The 14,387-nt window shown below is 53.0% G+C and carries 10 protein-coding genes; 6 read left to right on the top strand and 4 right to left on the bottom strand.

Annotation, left to right across the window (positions count from 1 at the left end):
- The first annotated feature begins 2 nt into the window (after positions 1-2).
- The 4 genes from cooS (at position 3) to PKH29_03780 (ending at position 8,834) form a co-directional block, all read left to right on the top strand.
- A complete protein-coding gene (cooS, locus tag PKH29_03795) occupies positions 3-1,961 on the top strand; it encodes an anaerobic carbon-monoxide dehydrogenase catalytic subunit (GenBank protein HNX13956.1) in 1,959 nt (652 codons plus the stop codon).
- Positions 1,954-5,475, top strand: a complete 3,522-nt coding sequence (acsB, locus tag PKH29_03790) for an acetyl-CoA decarbonylase/synthase complex subunit alpha/beta (GenBank protein HNX13955.1) — start codon at positions 1,954-1,956, stop codon at positions 5,473-5,475. The genes cooS and acsB overlap by 8 nt, the downstream gene beginning before the upstream one ends.
- Positions 5,476-6,801, top strand: coding sequence for an acetyl-CoA decarbonylase/synthase complex subunit gamma (gene acsC / locus PKH29_03785; GenBank protein ID HNX13954.1), 1,326 nt, complete (start codon positions 5,476-5,478; stop codon positions 6,799-6,801). It abuts the gene before it with no gap.
- Between the two features lie 158 nt (positions 6,802-6,959).
- A complete protein-coding gene (locus PKH29_03780; protein ID HNX13953.1) occupies positions 6,960-8,834 on the top strand; it encodes an ASKHA domain-containing protein in 1,875 nt (624 codons plus the stop codon).
- A gap of 197 nt (positions 8,835-9,031) precedes the next feature.
- Here PKH29_03780 and PKH29_03775 read toward each other — a convergent pair whose 3' ends face one another.
- From PKH29_03775 to PKH29_03760, 4 genes are all read right to left on the bottom strand, one after another.
- Positions 9,032-9,544 (bottom strand): (Fe-S)-binding protein, encoded by a 513-nt coding sequence (locus tag PKH29_03775; protein HNX13952.1) that lies wholly within the window; start codon positions 9,542-9,544, stop codon positions 9,032-9,034.
- Positions 9,545-9,548: 4 nt separating this feature from the next.
- Positions 9,549-10,697, bottom strand: a complete 1,149-nt coding sequence (locus PKH29_03770; GenBank protein ID HNX13951.1) for an aminotransferase class V-fold PLP-dependent enzyme — start codon at positions 10,695-10,697, stop codon at positions 9,549-9,551.
- A gap of 33 nt (positions 10,698-10,730) precedes the next feature.
- The gene (locus PKH29_03765) at positions 10,731-11,636 is read right to left on the bottom strand and encodes a GTP-binding protein (protein ID HNX13950.1); all 906 of its coding nucleotides are present in this window, start codon (positions 11,634-11,636) and stop codon (positions 10,731-10,733) included.
- A 581-nt stretch (positions 11,637-12,217) separates the two neighbouring features.
- Positions 12,218-13,489, bottom strand: coding sequence for a DNA polymerase IV (locus PKH29_03760; protein ID HNX13949.1), 1,272 nt, complete (start codon positions 13,487-13,489; stop codon positions 12,218-12,220).
- 130 nt (positions 13,490-13,619) lie between these two features.
- Between PKH29_03760 and PKH29_03755 the strand changes: the two genes are divergently transcribed.
- Positions 13,620-14,048 (top strand): helix-turn-helix transcriptional regulator, encoded by a 429-nt coding sequence (locus tag PKH29_03755; protein ID HNX13948.1) that lies wholly within the window; start codon positions 13,620-13,622, stop codon positions 14,046-14,048.
- Positions 14,049-14,158: 110 nt separating this feature from the next.
- On the top strand, positions 14,159-14,387 hold a 229-nt coding region (locus PKH29_03750; GenBank protein ID HNX13947.1), incomplete at its 3' end, for a UvrD-helicase domain-containing protein.

Below are 14,387 nucleotides of genomic sequence, written 5' to 3'. Positions count from 1 at the left end.
AGGTGCAGACATTGGCGACGGATTTCGAAAATTTTCAAAACAAGGTTTCTGACGGCGCTTCGCTTGATATGCTGGTCAAAGCGCAGATTGAATGCGTAGAGACCTGTTTTGACCGCATGGAACTGCAAAAGAATCAGTGCAGTTTCGGAAAAAGCGGCGTTTGCTGCCGCAACTGCCATATGGGCCCCTGCCGCATCACACCCAAAGCGCCGAAAGGCGTCTGCGGCGCGGATGTGGATACCATCGTGGCACGCAACTTTTTAAGATCGGTGGCGGGCGGTACGGCGACCCACTCGGATCACGGCCGTCATCTGGTGCTCCGGCTTAAGAAAGTGGCGCAGGGACAGGGGAACGGATACGCGATCAAAGACGCAAAAGCGCTTTGGTATGCCGCTGACCTGTATAAGATCAACCGCGAAGGGCGCACGAAAGAAGAAGTCGCGCTCGATTTGGCAAACCTGCTGCTCGGCGAGTTTTCTTCTCAGGAAGAAACTTTAAAGACGCTTGATCTGGCGCCCGTAAAACGCCAGGGCGTCTGGAAAGCCAAAGACGTGATGCCGCTCGGCATTGACCGCATGGTCGTCGAAGCGTTACATAGAACGACAATGGGCGTGGACCATGACTATAAGCATCTGCTGATGCACGCGTTCCGTACCGCGCTTGCGGACGGATGGGGCGGCTCTCGGGCGGCCTCCATCGTATCGGATATCTTGTTCGGCACGCCCGCTCCGGTCAAAAGCCGGGCAAACCTCGGCGTGTTGAAAGAAGATACCGTCAACATCATCATCCACGGACATGAGCCCGAGCTCTCCGAAATGCTGACCGTCGCGGTACAGGACCCCGAGGTGCTCGAATACGCCAAGTCCAGGGGCGTACAGGGCGTGACGCTCGCGGGCATCTGCTGCACCGCCAATGAGATCCTGATGCGCCACGGCGTACCGGTAGCCGGCAATCTGCTCCAACAGGAGCTTGCAATCGTCACCGGCGCGGTGGAGATGATGATCATCGACGTGCAGTGCTGCATGCCGAGTTTGCCCGAAGTGGCGAAATCCTATCACACCGAGATCGTCTCGACGACGCCGATCGCAAAGACCGTCGGCGCGACGCAATTGGACTTGAACGAAGAATTCCCCCTGAAGTCCGCCAAAGAACTGGTGATGCGCGCGATCGACAATTATAAAAACCGCGATTCCAAAAAGGTCTCGATTCCCAAACAGAGCGAGCCGATGGTCGCGGGCTTCAGCGTGAATGCCATCAAATATATGCTGGGCGGCAAATACAGAGCGTCCTTCCGCCCCCTCAACGACGCGATTATCGCAAACAGGATCACGGGCATCGTCGGCATCGTCGGCTGCAACAACCCCAAGAGCAAGATGGACGAATACACCAACATCCTGACCAAAGAGCTGATCGCACGCAATGTTTTAGTGTTGAAAACCGGCTGCGCGGCGATCGCGTCCGGAAAAGCGGGCATGCTCAAACCCGAGATCGGTTTGGAGATGGCCGGAAAAGGACTGCGTGAGATTTGTGAAACCGTCGGAATCCCGCCGATTTTACATATGGGAAGCTGCGTCGACAACTCGCGCATCCTCGAAGCGGCGACCGAAGTGGTGCTCGAGGGCGGACTCGGCGACGACCTCTCGATGGTGCCTGCCGTCGGCGTCGCGCCCGAATGGATGAGCGAAAAAGCGATTGCCATCGGCAGCTATTTTGTCGCGTCCGGCGTGGATGTTGTTTTGGGGTCCGGGTTTAACGTCTCCGGCTCCGAGAATGTCACAAAATTCTTGAACGAAGAGACCGCCGATCTGTTCGGCGCCTCCTTCCATGTCTGCGAAGATCCGATGACGGCCGTTGAGCTGATCATGAAACTGCTCAACGAAAAACGCGACAAACTCGGCATCAACAAAAAGGCCGAACGCAAGCTCTATGATATGAAAGACAGGAGGGGCATGGATGTCTAAGCTGATTTGTACAAACGCGATTGACGGTGCCGTCGAATGGGTTGTCAAAGCGGAGATGATGGTTCAAAAAGCCATCGCGGAAAAAGGCGAAAACTGCCCCGTAACGTTTCCCGACACCAACTACTATCTGCCGGTGATCTATTCGTTTACCGGAAAGAAAATGCAGACCCTTTCGGATCTGCGTGAGATATTAAAAGAAGCCAGAGAGCTTTTGCCCGCCCGTCCCGCCGACAATGTATGGCTGCCGTATCTCGGCAACACGCTGGACGCGGGCGTCGCCACCCTGTTTGCCTGCGAAGTGATTGAGGCCTGCAAATACATCATCGGGCCGAATCCCGTGAACGGCATCTGGCTCGGCGCCGCGAGCGACGTCATCATGCGCGAGCGCGGCATCGAATTCGTCGACGGCACCGCGCCGGGTTTTGCGGCCATCACAGGCGCCGCGCCCGACAACGCCACGGCGGTCAGGATCGCCAAAGAGCTTCAGCAAAAGAACCTCTATGTGTTTATGGCGGGCAGCACGAACGGCAAGCAGTTTGCCGAACAGCTGGCCGAAGAAGGCGTACAGCTCGGTTGGGAGACCCGCTTGGTCCCCTTCGGAAGCGACGTCTCCGCGCTGATCTACGCACTTGGTTTTGCCAACCGCGCCGCGCTCTCGTTCGGCGGCGTCAAGCCGGGCGACTTTGCCGCGAACCTCAAATATAACAAAAACAGAATCTTCGCCTTCGTACTCGCGTTCGGCGAAGTCACTCCGGATAAATACGCGGCTGCGGCCGGCGCGCTCAACTACGGCTTCCCTGTCATCGCCGACACCGACATCCCCGAGATTTTACCGACGGGCATCTGCACCTACGAGCATGTTGTCTCGAATGTCCCGTATGACCAGATGGTCACCAAAGCGCTCGAAGTGCGCGGCTGCAAGATCAAAGTCGTCGACGTGCCCGTTCCGGTTCCGTACGGTCCCGCATTCGAGGGCGAGCGGATCCGCAAAGGGAATGTGCACGCGGAATTCGGCGGCAACAAGTCTCCCTGCTTTGAGTTTGTCACCAGCGTGGAGACCGACCAAATCAACGATAATGACATTCAGGTGATCGGACCCGATCTCGACTCGGTCGAGCCCGGGACGATTTTACCGCTTGCGATCTGGGTCGAAGTGGCCGGCAGAAAGATGCAGACCGATTTTGAGCCGATTCTGGAACGTCAGATTCACCATCTGGTGAACGGCGCGGAAGGCATCTGGCATATGGGCCAGCGCGATATTGTCTGGACGAGAGTTTCCAAAGACGGTTACGCCAAGGGCCTCCGCTTGCGGCATTACGGCGACATCCTCCACGCAAGATTCTTGGCGGATTATCCGGCGATTGTCGATAAAGTAAAAGTGACGTTGATCACCGACCAGGCGGAAGTGGAAAAACGCCTCAAGATCGCACGCAAAGTCTATGACGAGCGTAACCGCCGTCTCGAAGCGATGACGGATGAATCGGTCGATACGTTCTATTCCTGCTTACTCTGTCAGTCGTTCGCCCCGAACCATGTCTGCGTCATCACACCCGAACGTCTCGGGCTCTGCGGCGCATACAACTGGCTGGACGGCAAAGCGGCTTATGAGATCGATGAGACCGGCCCCAACCAACCGCTCAAAAAGGGCGAATGCCTGGACGCGCGCAAGGGCGTCTGGAAGGGCATCAACGAATTTGTCTATACCAACAGCCACAAAACTGTTGATTCATTCTGCGCCTATTCCCTGATGGATCACCCAATGACGAGCTGCGGCTGCTTTGAAGCGATCGTCGCGTTCGTGCCCGAATGCAACGGGTTGATGGTCGTCAACCGCGAGTTCCCGGGCGATACCCCCGTCGGTATGACCTTCTCAACTTTGGCGGGCAGCGTCGGCGGCGGACAGCAGACACCCGGCTTTATCGGCTGCGGCAAGATGTTTTTGACTTCCAAGAAGTTCATCGCGGCGGAAGGCGGTTTCAAACGTCTGGTCTGGATGCCGAAAGAACTGAAAGAATTGTTAAAGAACGACCTCATGCAGCGTTTTACCGAAATCGGAATGCCCGAGCTGTATGACATGATCGCCGACGAGACCGTTGCGACCAATGCCGAAGAAGTCCGGGCTTATATGGAAAAAGTTAAGCACCCCGCGCTTTCTATGGAAGACATGCGGATTTATTTGGAATCCTCGGAAGAGGCCGAAGCGACTGCTGCACCGACAGAACAAGCGGCAGCCCCCGCGGCGGAAACCCCCGGCGCGGCAGAAAACAAGAGCGCCGAAAAACCGACTCCGGCTGTGACAGCCGCGGCTGTTGCGCAAGTTGACATCGAAGCCATCAAAGCGCAGCTCGCCGATGAGGTGCGGGCTTCGGTGACCAAGGACGTCGTTTCGAGCATCATCGACGTGCTGGCGGAAAAATTCTTAGGCAAAGCTGCCGCTATTCCGGTGATTCAACAAGAAGCGCCGAAACCTGCGGAAGCCGCCGCGCCCAAAGTGAGCGCCGCACAGCGGATTTCTGAGATCAAATCGCTCGCGGTACGCAAGGAAAAATGCGAGCTTCCGATTCATACCGTCAAACTCGGCAACACCAAGGCCGAGGGCGGCACACGCACCAAGACCTATACCATCGGCGGCGAGACCTGCATGCCCTTCCATCTGTGGGAGGGAGAGATGCCGAATCGCCCGCTCGTCGCGATGGAAGTGTTCGATACCGTCAGCGCGAAATACCCTGAGGCGCTGCGCGAGATTTTCAAAGACGTACTGCACGACCCCGCGGCGATGGCCAAACTTTGTGTCGAAAAATACGGCGCGGATCTGATCAGTGTGCGGCTCGACGGAACTCATCCGGAGCGCGGCAACAAATCCGCTCAGGAAGCGGTCGAGTTGGTGCAGTCGGTGCTGAAATCGGTCGGCGTGCCGCTGATCATCACCGGACATAACCATTATGAAAAGAACAACGAGGTCATGAAAGCCATTGCGCAGGCCTGTGAGGGCGAGAACCTGCTCTTGAACTGGGTGGAGCAGGACAATTACCGCACCATCGCCGGTGCCGCCATCGCGTACGGGCACACGCTGGTCTCGCAGTCGCCGATCGACGTCAATATCTCCAAACAGCTGAACATTCTGCTGACCAACATGGATATGAAACCCGACCGGATCGTCGTCGACCCGATGACATCGGCCATCGGCTACGGCATTGAATATTCCTATTCGGTCATGGAGCGCATCCGTCAGTCCGGACTCGGCGGCGATAAGATGCTCTGCAGCCCGCTGATCGTATCACCGGGATATGAGTGCACAAAACTCAAGGAATGCAAAGCGCCCGAGGAGAACTTCCCGATGTGGGGCAGCCTCTCCGACCGCGCAGTGATGTGGGAAATGTCCACTTCATTGAGCCTGCTGTACGCCGGTGCGGACGTCCTCATCATGTATCATCCCGAAGCGGTGCGTGAGGTCAAAAAGGCCATCAGCGAACTGCTGGACGGCAGAGAAACAAGTTTCTCAGGAGGTAATTAAATGGCACTCAATGGATTAGAGATACAAAAGCTTCTGCCCAAGACCAACTGCAAGGAGTGCGGCTCCAACACCTGTCTGGCGTTTGCGATGAAGCTTGCCGCGAAAAAAGCGAATCTTTCCGAATGCCCGTACGCGTCCGAAGAGGCAAAAAACGTCCTCGGCGCGGACAGCGAACCGCCTGTCAAATCCGTGACGGTGGGAACCGCGAAGCTGGGCGAAGAGACGGTTTTGTACCGGCATGAAAAGACCTTTGTCCATCAGCCGCTGCTCGCGGTCAACGTAGATGAGGGTTCGGCTGATGCGGCTGAGATTTTCGCTGAAATTAAAAAATATAAACTTGAGCGCGTCGGCGAAGTTCTGACGATCGGCTGCGTCGCCGTGACCCAAAAAGGCAGCGATGAGCAGGCTTACGCGGCTTTCGCAAAAACGGCGGGCGAAGCGACCGGATTGCCGGTCATCATCCGCGCAAGTACCACTGAAGCCGCCGGTGCTGCGGCAGCGGCGCTCAAAGGCACACACGGCGTCATCTGCGGCGTCAATATGCAGAATGCCGACGATATGACGGCGATTGCCAAAGAAAACACGTTTAATCTTGCGGTTGCGGCAGGCAGCGTGGATGAAGCCGCGCAAGTGACGGCTTATCTGAAAGGCAAGAGCTTTAACGAACTGTTGATCCAGTATAAAACCGATTCGCTTGCGGAACAGTATCAGACGAACACCATTGCCCGCCGGGCGGCCATCAAGGATAAAGTCAAGGCGCTCGGATATGCGGGTCTGAAGTTCATCGAGACGGATGACCTGTTCGCTTCCGCGAGGCAGGCCGTGACCGAGACGGACAAATACGGCGGCATCATCGTGCTTCCGACCTTCAGCAAAGCCCAGATGGCGCTGCTGATGACCCTGCGGCAGAATATCTACACCGACCCGCAGAAGCCGATTCAGGTGGAACCGAAGATCTACGCCATCGGCGAACCGAACCGGAATTCCGAGGTGTTTGTGACGACGAACTTCTCGCTGACCTACTTCCTTGTGTCCGGCGAGATCGAAAACAGCGGCATCAGCGCGTATCTCGTAGTACCGGAATGCGAAGGCATGAGCGTGCTGACGGCATGGGCGGCGGGGAAATTCTCCGGAACGATCATCGCCAAATTCGCCAAAGAAAACGGTTTGGAAGACTTGGTTGACACGCGCAGGATCGTCATTCCCGGTTATGTCTCTCAGATCAGCGGAGAGCTGGAAGAGAACCTGCCCGGTTGGAAAGTGCTGGTCGGCCCGCAGGAGGCCGGAGACATTCAAGGGTTTATCAAAGCGGTGCTCGGCAAATAAACCAATTTAATGGTGATATCGGGCACGGCCCGAAAAGAATTGCTTTGCAATTCTCTCGAAGAATTCCCCTTACGGATAATTCTTCTCACCCTATCATACCGTAGGGGCGACTACGGTCGCCCCTACATTATTATTAATACCGGCAACAGGAGTAAGTAATGGCAGTCGTAACATTTTTACCGGGCAATTTCACGGTTGAGGTTTCCGAAGGCGCGGGGCTGTTGGATGCGGCGAAACTCGCGGGCATTCACGCCGACACACCTTGCGGAGGCCGCGGGCTGTGTAAAAAATGCCTGGTTCAGATCGTCTCGGGCGAAGCGGTGTTTGAAAACAACGGCGCTTTGCCGGACGGGCTGCTAAAAGACGGCTATGTGCTTCTCTGCAGGGCTAAAGTGAAAACCGGGCCGGTGACGGTAAATGTGTTTTCCGACCGGAATGAAAACGAAGAAGGTAAGTTTTCCAACGCAAAAAGCGATTTGAATCTGGTGGACAGCGCTTTGTTCCCCAAACAGATCTCACCGCTTGTTCAAAGCGTTCAAATCCAAGTACCACCTCCAATTATGGCGGATGGTTTATCGGATGCGGACCGCCTTTCCGGCGCCGCTGCCGATCGATTGGGTTCAGCTCCTAACATTTCGCTCAGTGTTTTGCGTCTGCTGCCCGAAACCCTGAGAGCGGACCAAGGACGCGTCACCGGTTATCATACGGCGGAGAACGGGCGAAACGCGTTCGTTGACGTCGCGGCCGGAGATAAAACCGAAGATTACGGCATCGCGGTGGATATCGGAACCACGACGGTGGCCGTTTTGTTGGTCAACATGAGCGACGGCGCGGTGATCGGTTCCAGGACGGAATATAACGCGCAGGTCGCGTGCGGCCTCGATATCATCAGCCGCATCAACTATGCCCAAAAACCCGAACGGCTCGAAGAACTGAAACAAAAGGTCCTCGGCACCATCAACGGTATCGTGCAGGTTTTATGTAAAGCGCATAATATTAATGCGCATTCAATCCGCAGCGCATCGGTCGCGGGCAATACCACGATGGTGCATCTGCTGCTCGGCATCATTCCGGAATATATCCGCCTCGAGCCCTATACGCCGGCGGTTTATGCGCCGCCGCTTTATCGCGCGCAGGAAATCGGAATCGAAATTCACCCCGAAGCGCCGGTATATATCGCGCCGGGCGTCGGAAGCTATGTCGGCGGCGACATCACCTCGGGGCTGCTGTGCACCCCGCTTGCCGCCGGGACAAGCGACATGTATCTTTTTATTGATGTCGGCACAAACGGCGAAATCGTGTTGGGCAACCATGACTTCCTGATGGGCTGCGCCTGCTCCGCCGGCCCCGCCTTTGAGGGCGGCGGCATCGAAAAGGGCATGCGCGCTTCCGTAGGAGCGATTGAGCGCGTGGAAGTCGACAAAGAGACGGGCATTTCCGACTTTGCGGTCATCGGCAGCGGTCCGGCGATCGGCATATGCGGCTCGGGCATGATCTCGCTGGTTGCCGGATTGTTTGAAACCGGATGGCTCGATCCGGCGGGACGGTTCGACCGCATCCGCAAGAGTGACGCGGTGCAGATCGACGGCAAAAACGCGCGCTATATCGTGGATCACCCGCAAAAAGGCGGCAAAGGCGAAATTTTTATTACCGAGGCGGATATCGACAATCTGATCCGCGCCAAAGCCGCGATCTTTTCGGCCTGCCGCACGATGTTAGGCAAGGTGGGCATGTCCTTTGAGGATATCGCGAAATTTTATATCGCGGGCGGTTTCGGGCGGTATCTGAATATTACGAACGCCAAGACCATCGGGCTGATCCCCGAACTGCCGGAAGACAAATATGTCTTTTTGGGCAACGCCTCGGTATCCGGCGCTTATATGACGCTGTTATCGGAAAGTCATCGAAAGAAGCAAGCGGAACTCGCGGCGAAAGTGACTTATCTTGATTTGAGCACGGAAAACGAGTATATGAACGAATATACCGCGGCCTTGTTTTTGCCACATACCGATCAGGGACTTTTTAAGAAATAAAAAGCAGAGGTCAAATGAAGCCCGTAACTGAATGGTTACGGGCATTTTTATAGCCACGCAGGGGCGGATCATATCCGTTTGTCGGTATGGCTGCGCATATGCGTTAATCTGACATAAATATGATCAATACACAAAGTTGTTTTACGCGGACGAGTGCTGCTCGTCACAAGGAACGTGATTCGCTTGCAAAGACGGTATCATAATACCTCCGCCAACTTTTTTCTCAATCCGGAATATTCGGGTTCGCCGAGAAGGGGGCAGGCGTCGGGTTCGGCTTCGAATTTGCTGAGTTTGGCGGCAAATGCCATGCAGCTCTGCTCGCCGCACTTTTTGCAGTTTAATTTCGGAAGCGCGTTATAGACCTGCAGAACGCCCGGCTGCTTTCGGCTCTCGTAATTCGGTGTGATTTCCGAACGGCTCTCATAGGCGTCGTTGACAAGGTCTTTGACCCAATCCAGCAGCTCGTAGGCCTGGGTCAGGTTGGCGACCCGAACGATGCCGATTTTATTTTCCTGAATCGTGATTTCGTTAATTCCGTTCAGAAACCGCAAAGAATTCGAGCTCTCCTGATAATTCGGTTTTTCCAAAATGGCGTTCAGATAAGGCAGCATTTCGGTCAAATTCACCGACGCTCTCGCGGTCACTTTGAACCGCTCTTTGTTCGCCAAACACGGGGCGGTTTCAATCACCCTGATCGATTCCAAAAACATAGTTTTATTTCCTTACGATTTTGATATAATCCCTTAACGCCTGTAAAAGAGCATCGATGTCTTCTGCGGTATTAAAATACCCTACGCTTGCCCGGACAGCGCCTGTTTCAACGGTACCCAAAACCCGGTGCGCCTGCGGGGAACAGTGAAGCCCCGCGCGCACCATGATGCCGGCGTGTTCGTCCAGCCAGGCCGAGACGTCATAGGGATTTCTGCTTCGGATATTGAACGTGGCCAGTCCCAGGCGGTTTTCGGCGCTTTGCGGGCCGTATACTTCCACTTCCCCGATATTCGCTAACCCATTGAGCAATCGGGAAACAAGGGCGATCTCATGTTCATGGATTTTGTTAACCCCGGTTTGCAATAAAAATTCCGTACCCGCTTTGAGACCCGCAAGACCCATGGTGTTCATGGTTCCGGCTTCGTATCGGTCGGGGACGCTGTCGGGCTGAAACGGGGATGTTGAGACAGAACCGGTCCCGCCCGCTTTCAGCGGCCTGAGTTCCAACCCCTCTTTGATATAAAACCCGCCGGTACCCGTGGGCCCTAACAGGCCTTTATGACCCGTGAACGCCAGAAAATCCACGCCCAACGCTTCGATATTGATTGGAATTGCCCCGGCGGTCTGGGCGGCGTCAACCAGTACCGGAATATTTTTTTCGTGAGCCGGTTCAACGATCTCCTGTAACGGAAAAATGCTGCCGAGCACATTGGAACCGTGGACGAGTGCAACCAGTTTGATATTTTTGCCGAGAAGGTCTTTGATCTCCTGTAAATCCGCCGAGCCGTCTTTGGCACACGAGAACGTATGGATTTTTACGTTTTTATCACGCTGCAAATAGTTCAAAGGCCGCCACATGGCGTTATGTTCAATGCTTGAAGTGAGAACTTCATCGCCGTCATTCAAAAAGCCCTTCAAGATCATGTTAAGAGCTTCCGTCACATTGCCGGTAAACACGATATTGGACGCTTTTTTCGCGCCCAACAGCTTTGCGGCGGACTTGCGCGTTTGATAAATCAGTTCTTCGGCATCCCGCGCAAGGGCATAATTGCCCCTGCCCGCGTTCGCACCGTTGTTTCTCATAAAGTCGTTCACGGCGGTATAGACGCATTCGGGTTTCGGAAAACTCGTCGCGCTGTTGTCCAGATAGATTCCTATGCCAATCGCCCCTTCCGCCGTCTGTTTCTAATCGAATATCTCCGCTAATTTTACCTTATTGATCCGCTCTCCGATGACAACAATCATCGGTTTAAACTGTTTGGGCGTCAAGGAGACGGTATGGTTGCCGCCGGCATACTGCAGGTTATAACGGGCCGCGCCGGTTTTGTTTTTGACAAACCCCTTCAAACGGCAGATATCGCCGTAAACGCCGTTTTTCAGATCATTCATGATTTTTTCAAGCTCTTTGGCTTCATAGAGCTTTTTGGGATACAGCGTCACGCTTTTTAACGCGGCGTGTTTGGATTTTTCAATTTCGCCCGGATAAACCACGGGGTTGTTTTGCGTGAGTTCCATGAGCTGTTCGTCGCCGAGGTCAAACATGCTGTCAAGGCAAACAGCCGCATCGGGTTTGATGATTTTAATCTCATCAACGATTTGACCGATTTGCTCTTTTGACAGGTCTCTTTGTTTTGTCAATAAAACCTGCGTGCTGTACTTGATTTGGTTTTCCATATAAATGCCGTATTTGCCCTTGTATTTTAAAAACAGCGGCGCGTCGGCAAGGGTGATGAGCGAGGATATTTCGTATTGCTTCGCGATTTCGGGGTTTTTGAAAACATTGAAAATTTCGGACAGAAGAAAAACCCCGGACGGCTCGATGATGACTCGGTCCGGTTTCAGCTGCTCCGCGATCCGCAGAAGCGTATCCGCAAGCTCATCTTTCAGGGTGCAGCAGATACACCCCTGAGACAAATCGAAAACATCGTTTTTTGTGCCGGCGAGCAGTTTGCCGTCGATGCTTTCATCGCCGTATTCATTTTCGATGATCACGGCGGTCTCGCCAAAATTTTGAAGGGCTTTGCAAAACCGGTTGATAAACGTGGTTTTTCCCGCGCCCAAGAAGCCCGAAATGACGTCAATTTCAATCATTGGTTTGATTCGTCCTCAATTTTATTATTTGCAGACAGAAAGACAGATTCGAATGCCCGAATGATTCATTCGATATGATGATTGTATTAAACCTCTTAAAATATGTCAAGGCGGCGATAACTTTAAATCACAAAAATACGCCGTATTCCGTTTTTCCCGATAATATTACCTTCACCTTATCAGCAGCTCCAGCTCTTACAATGACAGGAAATCAATATGAGCGAAGATAAAACCCCGATATGATAAATTTATTATTACGGCGATTTAGCTTGAAAGGGGCATATGATATAATCATAAAATACACTCTGAAGAACGCGCATGAATGTTATTGGGTGTAATCCTTGCGCTGGTTTTCATTTCCGGTATTGTCTTCGGGTTTATTAAAAGAACCAAATCATTAGCAATAACATCAATCGTCTTTTTGATTATCGAAATTATCGTCTGGATATTTTTCTACAGTAATCCTTATTAAATTTTCGTCTATTTAAAAATACCATGTTTGATAATAAGCAAATCCGAACCTTTGCGTAAAATTTCAGTACCGGATTTCCGCGGAGAAGTGAATCGGATCCGTATCTTTTTCACTGATACATCAATCCCGGCATTTTCGCAAGATGTCTGCCGTCGTCCGGCATTTTTTTATCTCCTAAAAGTACCGCATAAGTGAGCGCCTTTTTTCCGAAACGGCCGCGGATGCTTTCCACGGCGTCTTCCAGTCGTTCGCGCTTGTCGATTTTGGCGGTATCACAAAAAAAGGAAAGCTGTTCGGATTCGTCTTTTGATACAAGGTTGATGGCGCGTACCGTGACCGCACGAACCTTTGACGTCCATGGATAATTTTCTTTAAAAACCCGCAGAGCGCCGGCGGCAATCTCGGACGGGAGCTGTGTTTTGAAAGGCAGTTTGCACTGGAACTGGCATCCGAGCAGATCATTTCCCCGGACAAAAACCTGTACCCCTTTCGCCGACAGCTCATGCACCCGGAGCCGATGGCCGATATCCTGTGACAGTTCCAAAATGACTCTCCAAACATCCTCATCGGTATCAAGATCGCAGACGCATGTAATTCCGTGCCCGATGGACTTGACCGGAGAGACAAAGTCCCTGTGCATGATTCTCGAGCGGTCGGTGCCGTTGGCGTAATGCCAAAGCGCAATTCCGTTGATGCCGAGCAGCCGCTTTAAAAACTCCGGGTCGGCAAGCGCCAGGTCCCCGATGGTGTAAATGGCATACTTCGCGAGTTTCGCGGTCGTGGCGTGTCCGCAGTAGATGAGTTCGCTTGCCGCAAGCGGCCACACTTTCTTTCTGAAATCGTTTTCGGTAATGCGGGTGATCGCATCCGGCTTTTTCATATCCGAGCCGAGTTTCGCGAATATCTTGTTAAAGGATATCCCGATGCTGACGGTCAGGCCCAGTTCTTCGCGAACCGTCCTTCGGATTTCTTCTGCGATCGCCATGCCGTCGCCGCGGATTTCTCTGCTGCCCGTGACGTCCAGCCAGCACTCGTCCATGCCGAACGGCTCGATCAAATCGGTATACCGATTATAGATGGCCCGCGTCAGCTTCGAATATTTCAGATACTGCTCATATTGGGGAGGCACGACCAAAAGGTCTTTGCATACCGCTCTGGCTTCCCAGTTCACCATGCCGGTCTTGACGCCGGCTTTTTTCGCAAGCTCCGATTTTGCCAAAACAATTCCGTGCCGGTCTTCGGTGGAACCGCACACCGCGATGGCCTTTCCTCTCAGGCGGGGATTCAGCATGATCTCCACCGAGGCATAAAAGCTGTTCAAATCGCTGTGCAGGATTACCCGCTCCGTATTGATCACCCGGTTCAATTTAACTGTTGACAAATTCATCTGATGAACATATAATAAACATATGTTCAACTGGTTCACCAATATTCTATGCTAAAAGATGAACCGTTGTCAACAGGAAAAATGTACATAGTGCATGAACGATGAACCGGAAAGGATGCAAGATATGAAGAGCTTCGCAGATAAGGTCAGGGAAGCCAGAATGGCGCTCCGCATTACACAGCAGGAACTCGCCGATCAGGTGGGAGTTTCTAAACGCTCCATTGCGGCTTATGAAATCGGGGAAAAAACACCTCGCTATTACTATCTGCGAAAGCTGGCTGAGCAACTGCAGGTTTCCGCTGAATATCTGAGACGGGACGATATCTATGATCCGCTATTCGGATTACAGGAACAGCCCTATGTCGAAGAGGCCAGAGAACGGCTTGACAACAAAGCCGCAAAGGAAATTTCTTATCTCATGGAAAGGAACACCGCCTTATTTGCCGGCGGCGATATCAGCGATGAGGCCAAAGACGCCTACTTCCAGGCGGTTATGAAGGCCTATCTGGCCTGTAAGGAAGAGGCCAAGAAAACATACGGAAAGAACAAATAACGCCGAGACCCTTTTATGGGACACCGCTCGATTTATACTATCTTTTAAGGGGCCTTATTCTACAATGACTTTTTCATTCAACGGAGCCATCTAAAAAAGGAACATACTTTATGCTTAACTCTATTCAAAATGACTTAAACCAAAAACAAATAGAGGCAATAACATCAATAGACGGTTATGTCCGTGTTATTGCCGGTGCAGGATCAGGAAAAACGAAGGCTCTGACACATCGATATTCTTATCTCGTCGGTGAAGCAGGGATACCTCCGCGTAATATTTTATGTGTAACTTTTACGAATAAAGCTGCTTGTGAAATGAAAAGACGTGTCAAGGGTCTCC

The sequence above is a fragment of the Oscillospiraceae bacterium genome, from assembly GCA_035353335.1.
Lineage (GTDB): Bacteria > Bacillota > Clostridia > Oscillospirales > JAKOTC01 > DAOPZJ01.
The sequence above is the reverse complement of the archived record's forward strand: the minus strand, read 5'-3'. Positions and strand labels throughout refer to the sequence as shown.